The organism is Rhizobium sp. 01N424, assembly GCF_056399485.1.
The window spans coordinates 1-15,900 of the sequence record NZ_JBFTRK010000026.1 but is presented as its reverse complement, the minus strand read 5'-3'; the positions used below and the strand labels follow the sequence as shown (position 1 = coordinate 15,900).

At 60.4% G+C, this 15,900-nt stretch carries 16 protein-coding genes, 1 tRNA gene and 1 pseudogene; 6 read left to right on the top strand and 12 right to left on the bottom strand.

Annotation, left to right across the window (positions count from 1 at the left end; genetic code table 11):
• The 3 genes from AC1DNK_RS29550 to AC1DNK_RS29540 all read left to right on the top strand — a co-directional run.
• The coding region (locus AC1DNK_RS29550) for a hypothetical protein (protein ID WP_477944763.1) at nucleotides 1–420 on the top strand (420 nt) is incomplete at its 5' end.
• Between the two features lie 137 nt (nucleotides 421–557).
• Nucleotides 558–884 (top strand): DUF6665 family protein, encoded by a 327-nt coding sequence (locus tag AC1DNK_RS29545; RefSeq protein ID WP_477944762.1) that lies wholly within the window; start codon nucleotides 558–560, stop codon nucleotides 882–884.
• Between the two features lie 51 nt (nucleotides 885–935).
• Entirely contained in the window at nucleotides 936–1,493 is a 558-nt protein-coding gene (locus tag AC1DNK_RS29540; protein ID WP_477944761.1) for a DsbA family protein, read from the top strand.
• A gap of 170 nt (nucleotides 1,494–1,663) precedes the next feature.
• Here AC1DNK_RS29540 and AC1DNK_RS29535 read toward each other — a convergent pair whose 3' ends face one another.
• The 3 genes from AC1DNK_RS29535 to AC1DNK_RS29525 all read right to left on the bottom strand — a co-directional run bounded on the left by AC1DNK_RS29535 (nucleotide 1,664) and on the right by AC1DNK_RS29525 (nucleotide 5,311).
• The gene (locus tag AC1DNK_RS29535) at nucleotides 1,664–2,665 is read right to left on the bottom strand and encodes an ABC transporter permease (protein WP_112390093.1); all 1,002 of its coding nucleotides are present in this window, start codon (nucleotides 2,663–2,665) and stop codon (nucleotides 1,664–1,666) included.
• Between the two features lie 34 nt (nucleotides 2,666–2,699).
• Nucleotides 2,700–4,238 (bottom strand): sugar ABC transporter ATP-binding protein, encoded by a 1,539-nt coding sequence (locus tag AC1DNK_RS29530; RefSeq protein ID WP_112596340.1) that lies wholly within the window; start codon nucleotides 4,236–4,238, stop codon nucleotides 2,700–2,702.
• 110 nt (nucleotides 4,239–4,348) lie between these two features.
• A complete protein-coding gene (locus AC1DNK_RS29525) occupies nucleotides 4,349–5,311 on the bottom strand; it encodes a sugar-binding protein (protein ID WP_112390070.1) in 963 nt (320 codons plus the stop codon).
• A 463-nt stretch (nucleotides 5,312–5,774) separates the two neighbouring features.
• Here AC1DNK_RS29525 and AC1DNK_RS29520 point away from each other — a divergent pair, with 463 nt between their 5' ends.
• Nucleotides 5,775–6,824 (top strand): LacI family DNA-binding transcriptional regulator, encoded by a 1,050-nt coding sequence (locus tag AC1DNK_RS29520; RefSeq protein ID WP_477944759.1) that lies wholly within the window; start codon nucleotides 5,775–5,777, stop codon nucleotides 6,822–6,824.
• Between the two features lie 42 nt (nucleotides 6,825–6,866).
• Here AC1DNK_RS29520 and AC1DNK_RS29515 read toward each other — a convergent pair whose 3' ends face one another.
• The 7 genes from AC1DNK_RS29515 to AC1DNK_RS29485 form a co-directional block, all read right to left on the bottom strand.
• Entirely contained in the window at nucleotides 6,867–7,193 is a 327-nt protein-coding gene (locus AC1DNK_RS29515; protein ID WP_442209643.1) for a cupin domain-containing protein, read from the bottom strand.
• A gap of 8 nt (nucleotides 7,194–7,201) precedes the next feature.
• Nucleotides 7,202–7,957, bottom strand: a complete 756-nt coding sequence (kduD, locus tag AC1DNK_RS29510; RefSeq protein ID WP_477944757.1) for a 2-dehydro-3-deoxy-D-gluconate 5-dehydrogenase KduD — start codon at nucleotides 7,955–7,957, stop codon at nucleotides 7,202–7,204.
• Nucleotides 7,954–8,796: a 5-dehydro-4-deoxy-D-glucuronate isomerase gene (kduI, locus tag AC1DNK_RS29505; protein WP_477944755.1), complete on the bottom strand. Its 843-nt coding sequence runs from the start codon at nucleotides 8,794–8,796 to the stop codon at nucleotides 7,954–7,956. The genes kduD and kduI overlap by 4 nt, the downstream gene beginning before the upstream one ends.
• Before the next feature lie 28 nt (nucleotides 8,797–8,824).
• Nucleotides 8,825–9,562, bottom strand: a complete 738-nt coding sequence (locus AC1DNK_RS29500; protein ID WP_112390075.1) for an ATP-binding cassette domain-containing protein — start codon at nucleotides 9,560–9,562, stop codon at nucleotides 8,825–8,827.
• The gene (locus tag AC1DNK_RS29495; protein WP_477944753.1) at nucleotides 9,562–10,581 is read right to left on the bottom strand and encodes an ABC transporter permease; all 1,020 of its coding nucleotides are present in this window, start codon (nucleotides 10,579–10,581) and stop codon (nucleotides 9,562–9,564) included. Before AC1DNK_RS29495 ends, AC1DNK_RS29500 begins: the two co-directional genes overlap by 1 nt.
• Nucleotides 10,582–10,648: 67 nt before the next feature.
• Nucleotides 10,649–11,599, bottom strand: coding sequence for a sugar ABC transporter substrate-binding protein (locus AC1DNK_RS29490; RefSeq protein ID WP_112390077.1), 951 nt, complete (start codon nucleotides 11,597–11,599; stop codon nucleotides 10,649–10,651).
• A 140-nt stretch (nucleotides 11,600–11,739) separates the two neighbouring features.
• The gene (locus AC1DNK_RS29485) at nucleotides 11,740–13,188 is read right to left on the bottom strand and encodes an aldehyde dehydrogenase family protein (protein ID WP_477944764.1); all 1,449 of its coding nucleotides are present in this window, start codon (nucleotides 13,186–13,188) and stop codon (nucleotides 11,740–11,742) included.
• 199 nt (nucleotides 13,189–13,387) lie between these two features.
• Between AC1DNK_RS29485 and AC1DNK_RS29480 the strand changes: the two genes are divergently transcribed.
• Entirely contained in the window at nucleotides 13,388–14,089 is a 702-nt protein-coding gene (locus tag AC1DNK_RS29480; RefSeq protein WP_162698762.1) for a GntR family transcriptional regulator, read from the top strand.
• 143 nt (nucleotides 14,090–14,232) lie between these two features.
• Here the strand turns inward: AC1DNK_RS29480 and AC1DNK_RS29475 are convergent, their stop codons facing one another.
• On the bottom strand, nucleotides 14,233–15,534 hold the full coding sequence (locus tag AC1DNK_RS29475) for an adenylate/guanylate cyclase domain-containing protein (protein WP_477944751.1): 1,302 nt from the start codon (nucleotides 15,532–15,534) through the stop codon (nucleotides 14,233–14,235).
• Here AC1DNK_RS29475 and AC1DNK_RS29470 point away from each other — a divergent pair.
• Nucleotides 15,497–15,679: pseudogene (locus tag AC1DNK_RS29470) on the top strand (acyl-CoA dehydrogenase family protein); the annotation flags it as partial. The gene AC1DNK_RS29475 and the pseudogene AC1DNK_RS29470 sit on opposite strands and share 38 nt — an antisense overlap.
• A 76-nt stretch (nucleotides 15,680–15,755) precedes the next feature.
• Here the strand turns inward: AC1DNK_RS29470 and AC1DNK_RS29465 are convergent.
• Nucleotides 15,756–15,832: transfer RNA gene (locus tag AC1DNK_RS29465), tRNA-Met, on the bottom strand.
• Nucleotides 15,833–15,900: the final 68 nt, after the last annotated feature.

The following is a 15,900-nucleotide window of genomic DNA, read 5'->3' as shown; positions in this document are numbered from 1 at the left end:
GCTTTCGGAATTGCGGCCTTTGCGGTCCTTGCAATCGGTGCGGCCGGCGGTGCCGCGGCAATGAAATTCACCCGGCCTGGCATCGAGCTTGCGCCCTTGACGCCCACCTCGATCTCCAGCCTCAAGGACGATTGGGGCGTGGTGACGCTCAAAGGCAAGGTCACGGAGATCTACGGCAACAAGTTCATCGTCCAAGACGAGACCGGGAAAGCCTTGATCGAGACTGGTCCGGCCGGCGATGACGGCAAGCTCGTTGCTATCGGCGAACCCATCAGTGTCCAAGGCCGCTTCGACGACGGGTTCCTGCATGCGAGCTACCTCGTCCATCAGGATGGCAAGACCGACGCCCTTCGCCCGCCGCCTGGACCTCCCCCGCATGGCGGGCCAATCGCCGATATGTTGCGCAAGATGAAGCCCTGAAGGCTTGGCAAAACTGCATCCGGCGCGCCGTTGAAGCAATTCACCGGCGCGCATCCGTCACCCCCGGGAGGGGGTTCCGGACCTGGCTATAGATCGTGTAGGGTCAGGAACACGATGATTTATCGAACCGGCTAACTATGCGCCCACCCCGCAGCTTGAATGCGTCGAACCTGGTCGAAACCGGTTTTGGCGCCCTTGAATATGAACTGGCGGCCGAGCGCGCAAGTTCACTTGGCCGGCAAGGCCGATCGGTCGAGCAGGCGCTTTCCGCCTTGAAGACGGCAGAAGAGAGCGGCGTGCTGCCGGTTGAACGCGAGCGGTTGGTCGATGCGGCTGCGCAGGCGGTCTGGGCGCTTTTCGTGCAACGGGATATCTGTGGCTTGCGCAACACGCACGAGGTTATCCAGCGCTACGGTATTCCGGACAACGTTCTCGCGCGCCTCGGCGCAACACCGCGGCGATGACATCGCAGCCGTCCACCCATCTTCAGACATCAAACCGAAGGACTTCAGGGCATGAGCACAACGAACTGGAAAGCCGACCCGCTGGAATGGGGCAGTGGCCAGCAGACCTTCGAGGTCTTCCTGGAGCCGACCTGCCCCTATTCCGTCAAGGCGTTCCGTAAACTGGACGGGTTTCTTTCGCATGCCGGACACGACCGGGTGACTGTCAAGATCCGGCTCCAGTCGCAACCCTGGCATATGTTTTCGGGCGTCATTGTCAGGGCTATCCTGGCTGCCTCGACACTCGAGGGCGGAAAGGAAAGCGCGCGAAAGGTGCTTGCCGCCGTGGGCGACCATCGCGAGGAGTTCGAATTCACACACCATGCCAGCGGGCCGAACATGGACGCCACGCCGAACGGCATTATCAGGCGGATCGAAGACTATAGCGGCATCCGGGTTTCGGAAGCATTCGCCATCCCCGATCTCGACCGTGAGGTCAAATGGCACGCAAAATATGCCCGCCAGAACGGCATCCATGTCTCGCCGACCTTTATCGTCAACGGCCTGGTACAGCCCGATCTCGGCAGCGGGGACGAGATTGAGGTATGGGCAAGGAAACTTGGAAGCTGAGCAAACTGTCCGCTCCCCGGGCTCGCGGGTAGCTGAAGCCGTGCCTTCCCGGCTGCCAGAAATCTGGTGCGCCGGGGAGGTCAAAGAGCGATACCGTGCCTATCCCTTGATCTGGTGGTGCCGGTGCGAAGCATGTTCCAGCTCCGCTTCAAGCTGTGTCAGAAACGAACTTAAGTCACAGGCGCGGATTGGCGCGTCTCCGCCTGGCGGGCGGCCGAAACGAGCCGCCGTTGCGCGCGGATGGCACTCCACTGCTGGTCGATCAGCACCCCGATCAGAATGACACCACCCATGACCGCGAAATTCAGCGACGACGGTATTCCAAGCAGGTTGACGAGGTTTTGCAGCTCCTGGAGCAGAATGGTGCCAAGGATGACCCCGATCAGAGAGCCCTCGCCGCCCCGCAGGGAAAATCCGCCAAGCACAGCGGCAGCAATCGCATAGAGCTCATAGAACTGGCCGTGGCTCGCCGGAGATATCGAGCGTGTGTACATCGCGAAATAGATCGCCGAAAGCGCTGTCAGCACGCCGCAGATGACATAGGCGATCATCACCATCCTGCCGGTGTGGATGCCGGAATATCTGGCGGCTTCCTCGTTCTTGCCGATGGCGTAGAGATACCGGCCAAAGACCGAGCGGTGCAGGACCACCCACATGATAACAGCGATGACGACAAGGGCGATGAATGTGTTCGGAACGCCGTAGAACCGGCCGGCTGTCAGGAACTCAAGGGTCGGGAAGTTCTGGCCGAAGCCGAAACCCGCAGTGCCGTCTCCGGTATAGAAGCGGGCCGCACCACGATAGATCAGCAACCCGCACAGCGTCACGACGAAGGGCTGAAGGTTAAGCTTGGTGATCAGCCAGCCGTGGATGGCGCCAAGAACACCGCCCAGAACGAGAATCAGCGGCAGCGCAATCGTCCATGGCATGTTCTGCACGGCGACGAAATCGATAAACAGCACGCCAAGCAGCGCAACCAGCGATCCGACCGAGAGCTCGATGCCGCCCGTGATGATGACAAAGGCCTGGCCGATCGACAGGATTCCGAAAAGACCGATGAGGTTCGACGTGTTGGCAAGGTTGATCGGCAGCAGGAAGCGCGGGTTGATCAGCGTCACGACGATGCCGACAACGACGATCAACAGAAGCAGCCCCAGATCTTTCTTACTCATCATCGCGTTTCCCTATTGGCGATAGCCGCGGCCATCAGTGTATCGCTTTGCCGACAGCCAGCAGAAGGACATTTTCCTGCGTGAAGTCTTGTTTTTCGAGAATGCCCGAAATCTGGCCCTCATGCATGACAGCGATGCGATCGGACACGCCGATCACCTCCTCCATGTCGCTTGATATCATCAGGATCGCGACGCCGGCGTCGGCCAGCTTGCGCATCAGCATATAAATCTCGTTCTTGGCGCCGATGTCGATACCGCGGGTCGGCTCGTCGAAGATCATCACCTTGGGATTCATTGCCAGCCACTTTGCAAGGACAACCTTCTGCTGGTTGCCTCCAGACAATGTGCCCGTCCTGGTCGAGACCGACGGCGCCTTAATTCCAAGGCGCTTGCGCTGGACTTCCGCGCCCGTTGTCTCCCGCTTCGAGGAGACCATGAAGTTTTGCGAGTACGCCGGAAGGTTGGGCAGCGAGATGTTCTGCGCAATGGGCAGGTCGAGAAGGATCCCGCTCAGCTTGCGATCCTCAGGAACCAGGAAGATCCCAGCCTCGACGGCTTTGGTGGCCGAGGTCAACCTGATTTCGCGCCCGTCCATTTCCGTTGTGCCGCCGTAGCTGCGGTCAATCCCGAAGAGAATGCGGGCGAGCTCGGTGCGGCCGGAGCCGACAAGGCCGGCAAGGCCGAGGATCTCGCCATAACGGATGTCGAGATTGACGGTTCTGGCAGGATAGGCGGCAGAACGAATGTCTGTAGTCTTCAGCGCGACCTTACCTGGCGCCCGTTGCGATTCGGCGTCCCTCGCCGTGAGCGCCCGCCCGATCATCAGCTTGACCATCTGGTCGTGGTTGATCTCGCTTTTGGCGAGCGTGCCTGCAAGCGTTCCGTCCCTGAGGACGACCACCCGGTCTGCAACGCGCTCGACCTCGTGCAGGCGATGGGAAATGAAAATGACGCTGATGCCGTCGGCCTTCAGCGCCGATATTACCGAGAGTAGCTTCTCGGTTTCAGCCAGCGGCAGGCTGGAGGTCGGCTCGTCGAGGATCACCAGCCGTGCGTTGATCGACAGCGCCTTGGCGATCTCCACCATCTGCTGCTGGGCGAGTGAAAGAGAGGCGACGGGCGTATCGGCGGAAAAATTCGCTCCTACGCGCTTCAAAAGCGGCGCAACCATTGCTCTCAGGCGCCGGCGGTCGACCAGCTTCAATGGCCCTCCCCGCAGCGGCTCCCGGCCGAGAAAGATATTGGCTGCAACGTCAAGATTATCGAAGAGGTTGAGCTCCTGATGAACGAAGGCGATGCCTGATCCCAGGCTGCTATCGACAGAAAGGGCGGATCTTTCCTCTGCGTCGATCAGGATCGTGCCGCGATCCGGCTTCACGACACCACCGAGGATTTTCATCAGCGTCGATTTGCCGGCACCGTTTTCGCCAACGAGACCGATCACTTCGCCGGGGCTCACATGCATCGAGAAACCGTCCAGGGCGACGACGCCCGGATAGGTTTTGCCGATCCCCAGCAAGCTCAGAAATGGCGGCGCTTCGCGTGACGGCGCGGTCTCAGTCAAATCGTTCATGTCGATCCACAGGCTGTGTGCTCTTCAGGACTGCCCGCTACCCTTTTCCGGCTGCGGGCAATGGGCACGCAGCGGCACCGGCTTGCGCCGGCGCCGCTGTCAGATCGCCATCAGTTACCGGCCATCGCCTTGAGGTTGGCGGCATAAGCGTCAACGTCGTCCTTGCCGATCACCTTTGTCGGGACGATGATGAGCTTGTTGTCGGGAACGCCCGACTTGTCACCGTTGACGTAGGCGGCCATCAGCTTCATGCCCTGATAGGCCCAGATGTAGGGCTGCTGCACGACGGTGCCGGCGATCGTCCCTTCCTTGACACCGCCGAGCGTGATCGGATCATCATCGAAACCGACAACGGTGATCTGGCCAAGCTTGCCCGCCTCGCGGAGTGCCTCGTAAATTCTCGGCGTGTTGTAGGAGTAGAAACCGACCATGCAGGTCACGTCGGGGCTCGCGACGAGGGCATCCTCGACGTTCTTCTTGGCACGCGTCTGATCGATATCGTCACCACGCACGTCGGTCAGCTCGATCTTCGTGCCGGCAAGGCCGTCCTTCATGCCCTGGATACGTTCCTTGGCGTTATCAGCACCCAGCAGACCGACGAAGCCGATGCACTTGCCGCCGTCCGGCATCGCCTTCTTGGCGATTTCGGCGGCCTGCTTGCCGGCATCGATATTCGATGAACCGATATAGGCAACGCGATTTGTATTCGGCGCGTCACTGTCCGTGGTAAAGAGGGCCGTCTGCGATCCGATCTTGTTCAGACCGTCTGTCGATGTCTTGGGATCGACGGCGGAAACCATGATCCCCTTGACCCCGGCGGTCACCAGATCTTCCATCAGGCGCTGCTGAATTGCGACGGAGGATTGCTCCGGATATTTCAGCTCCATGTTGAAGTCGGGAAGCTCGGCCTGCGCCTTCTTGACGCCCGCTTCGGCAGCCTTCCAGAAGTCAGAGGCGCCGTTGACGACGAAAGCGAGTGTCGGCTTGTCGGCGGCAAAGGCCGCTGTCGTCAAGACGGAGCTCAGCATGAGCCCGGCTGCAAAAGCTGCCGCACCACGTGTCAGGTATGTCATGATAATCCTCCCATTGGCCCACCTCCGAGCCTGGTTCCAACCCGCAGCAGTCCATCGCGTAACCCCCTCCAGGGCCTCTCGCATGCGAGAAAACGCTCCGTCCAACCGCAAGATCCAACGTATATGAGGAATGTTAGTTCGTAAATAGTATTATCATTAATTATTAGCAATCCGCGTCGCGCGGCATGATGGGTAGCGTCGAATTTGACCGGAAACGGCATATTTTTTATATGCAGCGCACAAATTTGCTAATTCGCCAAGCTGCAGTTGCCGAACCGCGCTACTTGGTGCTAATAAAAATTAGCGCGTAGGTGAGCTGCATTTTCGGCGCTCGCCCGACAGGTTATGCGAAGGGGATCGAGGCATCGCTATGAAGAGGACAGGCGCAGCAGATGGCCAGCTCCGATCCGGCGCGGACAAGGCGACGAAACGCAGGGGCCGGCGCCAAGGCGCCAGGGTCACGATGACCGACATAGCCAAAGCGGCGGGATGTTCCCAGGCGACCGTCTCCCTCGTCCTGAATAACACGGCCGGGACGCGGTTATCCCAACAAACCCGCGACCGGGTGATCGAAGCGGCCCGTGAACTTGGCTACGTGGCGCCGACATTTTCCGTATCTTCGGGATCCGCATCCCTCTCCAAATTGGATGGCGTTATCGGCTTCGTCGTCGACCAGCTGGGGACCAGTCCGGAGGCTGTCGTTGCGATTGAAGGCGCGCGTCAGGCATCCTGGAACGCGGGCAATGTGCTTCTCGTCGCGCAGACGCTCGGCGATCCGGCCATGGAACCGCGAGCGATCAAGGCTCTGACGGATAGCGGCATTTCAGCCCTTATCTACATGACGATCTTCACGCGGGAAGTGGAGATGCCAGCCTATTACTACGGCCTCGACATCCCTATCGTCCTGCTCAACTGCTATACGTCCGACTATGCTTTTCCCGCGGTCGTACCGAGCGAAATCGCCGGTGGCCAGACAGCGACCAAGCATTTGATCGCGCATGGTCACCATCGCATCGCGACGATCACCGGGGAGCCCTGGATGCAAGCGGCCCAGGATCGCCTGACGGGCTATCGCCGCGCGCTCGCCACGGCCGACATTCCGTTCGATCCGGACCTTGTCATCGAGGGTGACTGGTCTGCGAGCGCCGGCTATTCCGGGACGATGCGGCTTCTGTCGCTTCCCGAGCCCCCGACAGCAATCTTCTGCCAGAACGATCGAACGGCGGTCGGTTGCTACGAGGCCCTCAAGGAGAAGCGTCTGCGCATTCCCGAGGACATATCCGTCATTGGCTATGATGATGAGGACATCTGCCGCCACCTCATACCGCCGCTGACCACATCGGTTCTCCCCCATATGGCTATGGGTGAATGGGCGATCGAGCATCTCGAGACAGCAGTTCTGCCGCGCGAGCGGCGTCATGAGATCACGAAGCTCGAATGCTCCCTTGTCAAACGTTCGTCTGTATCTTCGCCCGGAGGCAGCAAGGCCAATCTCAAGGTGCAGACGGCCTGACACCGCGATCGGCGATTTCGCGCAACGGCTGCTCGGCGATGGTCATAGAAAGTCCTCGCGGCACGGCGTGAATGTGTCGATCAGCAGGCCCTTGCTGCGTGCCACCACGCCATGGACCAGATTGGGCGCGACGATAAAGCTGCTTCCCTGTCCCAATCGGTTCGTCACGCCATCAATCGTGACGTCGAAGGTTCCTTCGGCGATGTAGCTTACCTGGGTATGGGGATGTGAATGCAAGGCGCCAACCGCGCCTTCATCGAAGCTGAAGGCAACCAGCATCAGTTCGGGACGAGTGCTGAGAACGGCGCGGCGGTTGCCGGGCGCGACCTCGGTCCAGGATGTGTTATCAGGTATCGTATAGTGCTGCATAGGTCCTCTCATCTGGCCAGCCATCCACCGTCCACCGGCAGGATTGTGCCATGCACGTAATCCGAAGCCGGAGCGGCGAGAAAAATCGCGGCCCCGACCATATCATCCGGCTTGGCCCAGCGGCCAGCCGGAATGCGTTTCAGAAGCTCGGCGCTCCGTTCGGGGTCGGCCCGCAGAGCTTCCGTGTTGTTCGTCTCCACATAGCCCGGCGCAATGGCATTGACGTTGATACCCTTTGCGGCCCACTCGTTTGCCATCAACCGCGTCAGACCTGCAAGACCACTCTTGGCGGCCGTGTAGGATGAGACCCGGATGCCGCCTTGGAAAGACAGCAGAGACGCGATGTTGATGATCTTTGCCTTGCGGCCCTCCGCGATTGCAGAGCGTGCAAATGACTGGCAGAGGAAAAACACCGACTTCAGGTTCGTGTCGAGCACGTCGTCCCAATCGGCTTCGGTGAAGTCGAGAGCGTCTGCCCGGCGGATGATGCCGGCATTGTTGACGAGGATATCCGGTCTGGCGCCAAGCGCGACCGATTTTTCCATGACCTCGGCGGCCGCGCCCGCTACCGACAGATCGGCATGGACGGTGAGGCAGTCGCGTCCCGCCGAACGGACAACTCCCTCGGTCTCGGCCATGGATGATCGTCCAACCGCGACGATGTCGGCGCCGGCCCTTGCCAGTCCCACGGCAATCGCCTGGCCAATGCCTGTGTTCGCGCCGGTTATGATGGCACAACGGCCGCTGAGATCGAAGGCCGTCACCGCAGCGCTTCCATCGGAACCTTGTCCATGTCGGTGAAGCTCATGTTGTCACCGGCCATCGCCCAGATGAAGGCATAGCGGCCGGTGCCGGCGCCGGAATGGATCGACCATCCAGGGGACAGGACCGCCTCGTGGTTCTTCAGGACGACGTGCCGCGTCTCATCGGGCTCTCCCATGAAGTGAAAGACCCGCGTCTGTTCGGCCATGCCGAAGTAGAGATAGACTTCCATCCGTCTGTCGTGCACGTGGGCCGGCATGGTGTTCCACACCGATCCCGGCTCGAACATCGTCAGCCCGACAAGAAGCTGGCAGCTCTCGCAGACGTCCGGATGTACATATTGATTGATCGTGCGCGCGTTGGATTCCTCGGCCGAGCCGACTGCCACCTTGCGTGCGAGATCCCGGGTAATGTGTGTGGTCGCGCAGGCACGATGGGCAGGCGCGCTCAGGAGGTAGAAGAGCGCGGGATGAGCTGTGTCCTCGCTGGTGAAGGACAACGGCCCCTCGCCCATCCCGACGTAAAGCGCCTCCTGGAACTCCAGGGGATATGGCGTGCCGCCAACGGTGACCGTCCCGCGCCCGCCAATGTTGACGATGGCTGCCTCGCGGCGCTCAAGGAACGTGGCCGTTCCGGTTTCCGTGACCTGATCGATAACCAGCGAACCTGCGACCGGAGATATTCCGCCGACGATCATCCTGTCGAGGTGGCTGTAGGTGAGGCTGATGGCGCCTGGTTGGAAGAGATCATCGATGACGAAACCGTCCCGGAGCTCCTGCGTGTTGCGCCGCGCCGTATCCTGCGGGCCGACGACCTGACGTATTCTGGCATTTAGGGTCACGTTTCTGCCTTTCGGTTGCGATCGCCGCTCAATTGAGCACGACATATTCGGTGAGTTGCCCGACGGTTGTTTCCGACTTCGGGACATCGAAGACCTTCGTGCCATGGCTCATGATCACGAACCGGTCGCAGACCTGGAAGGCGTGATAGAGATTATGGGTGACGAGCACGCTGGAGACGTTCTCGGCCTTGAGCTTCAAGACCTGATTGAGGAGCGCTTCCGTCTCTCGCACTGAAAGCGCGGAGGTCGGCTCATCGAGCAGCAGGACGCGCTTCTTGAAATGGACCGCGCGCGCAATGGCGACGGCCTGCTTCTGCCCACCGGAAAGATTACCGACGAGGGTGTCGGGTGAATCGATACCCGAAATATGAACGGCGTTCGTAAGAACCTCCATCGCGATGTCGCGCATCTCTGCCTGCCGCAGGAAGCCGAACCGATCTGTCAGTTCGCGGCCCATGAAGATGTTGCGGGTGATGGAGAGGGAATCGACCAGTGCCGTATGCTGGTAGATGGTCTCGATACCCGCCTCCGCAGAATCGGACCGGCATGTGAACAGCGTGCGCTTTCCGTCGACACTGATATAGCCATCCGTCGGCTTGTGGATGCCTGAGATCAGATTGACGGCGGTCGATTTTCCGGCGCCGTTATCGCCGAGCAGACCCACCACCTCCCCTTCGCCGATATGGAAGCTCAGGTTGCTCAAGGCCGTCAGCGCACCGAAGCTCTTCGAGATATTGTGGAGTTCGAGAAGATTTTCTTTCGACATCAGACGCCCGCCCGCCGCTCGATGAGTTGATTGAAGATCGCCGCCAGTACGATGAGCGTGGCGATGAACATGTCGAGATAGAAACCCGGGGCTCTCAGAAGCAGCAGCACGTCGGTCATCGTGTGGATCAGCAGGACGCCGAGGAAAATGCCGGCGATGGAGCCGCGCCCACCCCGCAACGAGAGCCCGCCAATGACGCAGGCGGCAATCGCCTGCAGTTCGAGCCCGGCGCCCTGTCCCGGCTGCACGCTGCCAACGCGGGCGGTGGCGAGGATACCAGCCATTGCGGCCATGGCGCCGGCGATCGCGAAAGCGATGAGCTTCACGCGGCTGGTGTCGATGCCGATGGCCTCGGCTGCTGCGCGATTGCCACCCGTTGCGAAGACATGGTTGCCGAAGCGGTGGCGGTGCGTCAGGAAATGAAAGCCGATCACGAACAGCACGATCCAGATGAACGCCGCATTGATCCCGAGAAACGTTCCCGAGAAGAGTGCGGAAAAGACCGCGTCAGGGTCGAAACGAACCTGCACGGCACCATTGTAGAGCAGCACCGCGCCGCGCCAGAACAGCAGGCCACCAAGGGTGACGATGAAAGACGGAAGGCCGAAGCGCAAGGTGATGTGGCCATTGAGGAGCCCGATCATCATGCCGGCGGCAATGCCGGCCGGGGCGGCGATGAAGGCGCTGACGCCGGCGCCGACCAATGTCGCCATCAGGATTGCCGTAAACGTGTAGACCGAACCGATCGAAAGGTCGAATTCCCCGGCGATCATCAGCACGCCGGCGCCGAGCGCCAGGCAGCCGAGAACGGGCACCGCCTTCATCAGGATCGTCAGGTTCTGTGGCGAGAGATAACGGAAGTCATCGGGATAGAGCAGCGCTCCGAGAATGCAGGCGATCTGCAGCGCGACGAAAACGAGAAGGATCGCTCCCGCCGGCATCGCCATGATCTGCTTGAGAACGGATTGCTTTTGGGTCCGCGAGCGTGGCGCGGCACTGTCTGCGATAATAGGTGTCACGGTTTTTGACTCGATCTTTTGGTAAAGCTGGAGCCTGCCGGTCTGCCGGCAGGCTCGTCGGATCGGATTACCGGTAGGTTCCGATCAGAGGCTTGACGGATCCAATCCGCGACTTGTCGAGGAAGGCGCCCTGCCCGGTGTCGATGTCCGTCGGCGTCAGACCATATTTCTTCGCCAGAGCAATCTGGGCGATCGGGTGATAGCCCTGCAGATAGGGCTGCTGATCCATGGTGGCGAACATCGCCCCGCTTTCGACCGCGTTGACGATCTCCACCGCAAGGTCGAACCCGCCAAAGGGTATCTTGACCCCTGCATCCTTGATGGCGCCTGCACCGACCGTGGAGGTCACCGAACCGGTGCCGAACAATGCCTTGACGTTCGGGTTGGCGATCAGGAATTGGGCGATGATATTCTGGGCTTCGGCCGGGTCGAGGCCGGCGCGAACCGTTTCAACCTTGATGCCTGCCTCGGTCATCGCCTTTTCGATGCCGCCCCCACGGGCCACGGCAAAGCTGGCTTCCGGGATTTCCCGCGGGTTGAAGACCACATCGCCCGACTTCAGACCAAACTCCTTGATCATGCGGTTGCCGAGTTCATAGCCGGACGCAAATTCATCCATGCCGACATAGGCCTGGCGGCAATTTCCCTTGGCGCCTTCTAGGTCATCGTTGTTGAAACCGATGACGATGATGCCTGCCTTGACCGCCGAGCAAATGCTGCTGTCGAATGCATCCGACGATGAAATCGCAACTGCGATCCCATCGACGCCACTTGCCGTCGCGCTCTCGATCAGATCGTTCTGGCGTACCGGATCGTTGTTGGCATATTGGACGTCGAGATCGACACCGAATTGGGCCGCCGCGTCTTGTGCACCCTTCACCACCGGGTTAAAGAACTGGACACTCGGATCGAGGTAGATGATCATCGTCGCCTTGACGTCGGCTGCAAGTGCAGTTGTCGAGCACAAGGCTACCCATGCCGCGGCAAGTGCCGCGGATTTCAGTCTGGTCAATTTCATTTGCGTATCCTCCCTTTGGATGTGCAATGCGGGTCGAAAGACCCAATTCCCGGCTGGCGAGCTCCGACCAAAGATCGCGCCAGCCGGGATTTCCCCCAAGTGTTGCAGCCCTCCTCCTGTGTCAGGCTGCGTTCACGTGCCTAGCTGAACCATGGCGCCGGGCGACCCAGCGTCACGTGAATTCCCTTGAATTGCGAATATTCGTCGAAGCCGTAGCGACCGAGCTCGCGCCCCAGCCCGCTCTTTTTGTAGCCGCCGATCGGCATTTCCGGTGTTCCATCGATGACGCTATTGATCCAGCAGCGTCCGGCGCGAATGCGGCGGATACTCTGCAGCGCGGTCTCCAGATTGGTGGACCACACGGAAGCCGAGAGCCCGTATTCGCTGGCATTGGCGATCGACACCGCCTCATCCGCTGTCTTGAACGTCAGCGTCGACAGCACCGGACCGAATATCTCCTCGCGGGCGATCGACATGTCGGGCGTGACGCCTGCAAACACGGTCGGCGCGTAGTAGAGGCCCGCCCCCTCGCCCGCGCGCGTTCCGCCGAGTAGCAGTTCTGCACCCGCCTCGACGCCCGCTTCGACATAGGAGTGAACCTTCTGCGCGTGAGCCTCGGAGATCATCGCCCCGATCTTGGTGCGCTCGTTCAAGGGATCGCCGAACGTAACTTTGCGCGAAATGTCGAGGAGCCGCTCCATCAGCGCATCGCGGATACCCTCCTGCACAAGCAGGCGGCTGCCGGAAATGCAGCACTGGCCGGCATTGTGGTAGACACCATAGGCGATACCATCGGCAGCCGCTTCGAGATCGGCATCGGCAAAGACGATCTGCGGACCCTTGCCGCCGAGCTCCAGGCCGACCCGCTTGACGCTCCGCGCCGCGATTTCGCCGAGCTTCGTGCCAACGCGCACCGAGCCGGTGAAGGCGACCATATCCGTACCGGGGTCTACAGCGAGAACCTGGCCGGCTGGATCGCCGTAACCGGTGACGACATTGAAAACGCCATCCGGGATGCCTGCCTCACGCGCCAGCTCGGCCATGCGGATCGAGGTGCCCGATGTAAACTCCGAAGGCTTGAGCACCACGGTGCAGCCCGCGCCGATTGCCCAGGGAACGCGCTCCGAGGCAATGATGAAGGGGAAATTCCATGGCGTGATGATACCGACGACACCGACCGGCTCCCGCAGCACCAGCCCAAGCCTGTCGTCGCCGATGTTGTTGTGTGACTGACCCTCGATCGCTCGAGCCTGCCCCGCTGCATAGGACCAGAGATCGGCGCAGAACCCGATCTCGCCGCGCGCCTGCGCGATCGGCTTGCCGACCTCGAGGCTTTCGATCAGCGCCAGCTCTTCCTGCTTCTGCAGGATGAGATCGGCGACCTTGAACATGAGCCGCGAACGCTCGGCGCCCGACATGCGGGGCCACGGCCCGGTATCGAAGGCGCGCCGCGCCGCCGCGATCGCCGCCTTCACGTCATCGGCCGATGCATCCGGCCACGTGCCCACCACCACGCCGGAATGGCCGGGACTGACGCGGTCTATCGTCTTGCCGGAAGAGGCATCGATCGACTTGCCATCGACAAGCATCTGATAGCGGGATTTAATGCGAAGACGCGGGTCCCTGGAGTCGGGCGCGATGAAGTTGGACAGATTGGATAGCACTGCTTTTCAAAGGCCGGACACGCGGCGCCGGCCCCTCCCTGTTTGCCCGGCTTCGACACAGCCGGATTTATGTTGCGTTTGAATTGTATGGTACTGTATGGTGGTTTTAGATGGATGTCAACGCATGACGGCGGCCAAGAATATGAACGTGGAATCCCTGAAAGTCGAAACGGGTGAGACAGCGGCTGCCCAGGTCGAGCGCGACCTACGCGAATTGATTATCCAGCTGGAATTGGCGCCAGGCACGCGGTTGTCCGAACAGGACCTCGCCACCCGCATGGGCGTATCGCGCCAGCCGGTGCGCGAGGCGCTCATCGCGCTCGGGAAATCAAAGCTCGTCGAGATCCGTCCGAACCGCGGTACCGTCGTCGTGCGCATCTCCGCGCGCCAGATGATGGAAGCCCGCTTTGTCCGCGAGGCACTCGAGACTGCCGTTGCCCGCAGGGCCAGCGAGAGCTTCGACACGTGGACGCGGCGGCGTATCGACACGATTATCGCCAGGCAGACGTCGGCCATGCAAGCCGAGGATCACAATGCGTTTCGCCGGGAAGATGAACAGTTCCATATTGCGATCGCCGAAGGTGCCGGCTGCAGCCTGGCCTGGAACGCGATTTCGGACATCAAGGCTCATATGGACCGCGTCTGCAACCTACAGCTCCGCCATCCGGATTCGATGATGCGGCTGATCGCCGAACACCAGGCCATTATTGAAGCCATCGATACGCGTGACGCCGAGGCGGCAGCCTCGGCAATGAGAGCCCATCTGAACGGCATCCTGTCCGACCTGCCACAGATCGAAGCCGATCATCCTGACCTGTTCGAATGAGTCTCAGGTCTTGTTGATTTCAGCCTGACGCCTGCGCTCTGATCATTGGACAGACAGGCTGTACCGCAGCGCAGGTTGAGAGCGGGACCAGATCGACGTCAATACAGCTGCGCTTATGCGCCACCGCTCCGGACGGCGAGTGTCTACTGTTCGCCCTTCCAGGTAAATATCTCAACCGGAAGCTCAACACCCTTCAGCTTGAAATGGCCGGCGGGCCTGAAGGCATTGCCGGTTTGAGAGGCAAAGAGTGCCGAAGCGAGCAGGTTGCATTCGAGACTATCGGCCAACTTTTCGATCCGCGCCGCCTCGTTGACAGCTCTGCCGATGACCGTGAAATCGAGCCTGCGATCTGTCCCGACATTGCCGTAGAAGATCTCGCCGAGGTGAAGCGCAATATCGACGGGAATCTCGGGTTCGCCGCGCGCTCGTCTGCGGTCATTCAGCTTTTCGTTCAATCGTATTGCGCCTTGCGCGGCCGCTAGAGCCATTGCGCATGCTGACCTCGTGTCGCCTGCTTGCGCCGGAAAAATGGCCAGAAGGCTGTCACCCATGAACTTCAAAATCTCGCCGCCCTCATCAATGACCGGCCGTCCGATCGCTTCGAAGTGTTCGTTTAGCCAATCGACGATGAGGTTCGGCTCGTACTGTTCGTTCAAGGAGGTAAAATTCTTCAGGTCGGCAAGAAGGATCGCGGCGAAGATCGCCGTTCCGCCCCCGCGCTGGATCTGGCCAGTCAGAATGAGCTCGCTTGTTCTCTCCCCGGTATAGACGGCAAGCACATCCTTTGCCACGCGAGTGGTGGCAATCCGGCAGCAGGCGAGCGCCATTGCAGGCATGATGCTTTCAAACCCGGCAATCTGGCTTTCGGAAAAGCCACCGGCCTGGTCGGTCGCCAACGAAAAGCTTGCTCCCGCCAGGGCAGTACCCCCGGGGAAGGGTGCGATCTTCATGACAAACTCGGTCGCCCCTTGATCACTGAGCTCCACCAGAACTGGAAACGGCGGTGTGTCAGCGTTCGCCGGCAGCGCCCACCGAACAAACTCGAGCTGGTTTTGCAGCAGATAGGAGATCGGCGATCGCTGGAAGAGCGCATCCCCCTCCTCGCCGTGCTCTTGGATTTCCTTCGAAATGCCCGACGAGCGATACCAGGCAACCGAAAAGCTTCGTTGCTTCGGGTCGATCGACGGCATTGCGATCGACGCGCGAATAAGCGGATAGCCCGCTTCGATCAAACGCGATGCAACACCGTCGAGCAATGCGTCGATGTCATCGGTGGCAAGTCCTGTCGCGATGATCCAGGTTATGAGACCGCCCAGCCTTGGCATGCATTCTCCTCCATGCGGATGAATAGGAGATTTTGCAGGATGCACAGGTCTTTGTCGAACTCCTGCTGATGAAAATGTTGGCGGCAAGGCGCTGGATATCGCCCGCCAGGCCCGCGACATGCACGGCGGCAACGGTATCCAGATCGAATTCCACGTCATGCGCCATTCTCAGAACCTGGAAACGGTCAACACCTACGAGGGCACGCATGACGTCCAYGCKYTGATCCTGGGCCGGGCGCAGACCGGCATCCAGGCGTTCTTCTAGGGAATAGAGTTGAACGCAAAAWRCCCGCTTAACGCGGGTTCTGTCTATTCTGTTGTAGGTATCCATGAAGAGGATTTGGTTGCGGGGGCAGGATTTGAACCTGCGGCCTTCAGGTTATGAGCCTGACGAGCTACCGGGCTGCTCCACCCCGCGTTACCAGGTTTTTGCCGAAAGGCAAAATACCGTCCAGGTAAACCGCGCCGCGGTTTATCCTGACATCG

Excerpts from the sequence above, each read along its gene's own strand:
- AC1DNK_RS29545 (WP_477944762.1), top strand. The coding sequence starts at position 558 with ATGCGCCCACCCCGCAGCTTGAATGCGTCGAACCTGGTCGAAACCGGT.
- AC1DNK_RS29540 (WP_477944761.1), top strand. The coding sequence starts at position 936 with ATGAGCACAACGAACTGGAAAGCCGACCCGCTGGAATGGGGCAGTGGC.
- AC1DNK_RS29535 (WP_112390093.1), bottom strand. The coding sequence starts at position 2,665 with ATGAGTAAGAAAGATCTGGGGCTGCTTCTGTTGATCGTCGTTGTCGGC.
- AC1DNK_RS29530 (WP_112596340.1), bottom strand. The coding sequence starts at position 4,238 with ATGAACGATTTGACTGAGACCGCGCCGTCACGCGAAGCGCCGCCATTT.
- AC1DNK_RS29525 (WP_112390070.1), bottom strand. The coding sequence starts at position 5,311 with ATGACATACCTGACACGTGGTGCGGCAGCTTTTGCAGCCGGGCTCATG.
- AC1DNK_RS29520 (WP_477944759.1), top strand. The coding sequence starts at position 5,775 with ATGACCGACATAGCCAAAGCGGCGGGATGTTCCCAGGCGACCGTCTCC.
- AC1DNK_RS29515 (WP_442209643.1), bottom strand. The coding sequence starts at position 7,193 with ATGCAGCACTATACGATACCTGATAACACATCCTGGACCGAGGTCGCG.
- AC1DNK_RS29500 (WP_112390075.1), bottom strand. The coding sequence starts at position 9,562 with ATGTCGAAAGAAAATCTTCTCGAACTCCACAATATCTCGAAGAGCTTC.
- AC1DNK_RS29490 (WP_112390077.1), bottom strand. The coding sequence starts at position 11,599 with ATGAAATTGACCAGACTGAAATCCGCGGCACTTGCCGCGGCATGGGTA.
- AC1DNK_RS29485 (WP_477944764.1), bottom strand. The coding sequence starts at position 13,188 with ATGCTTGTCGATGGCAAGTCGATCGATGCCTCTTCCGGCAAGACGATA.
- AC1DNK_RS29480 (WP_162698762.1), top strand. The coding sequence starts at position 13,388 with ATGACGGCGGCCAAGAATATGAACGTGGAATCCCTGAAAGTCGAAACG.
- AC1DNK_RS29475 (WP_477944751.1), bottom strand. The coding sequence starts at position 15,534 with ATGTCGCGGGCCTGGCGGGCGATATCCAGCGCCTTGCCGCCAACATTT.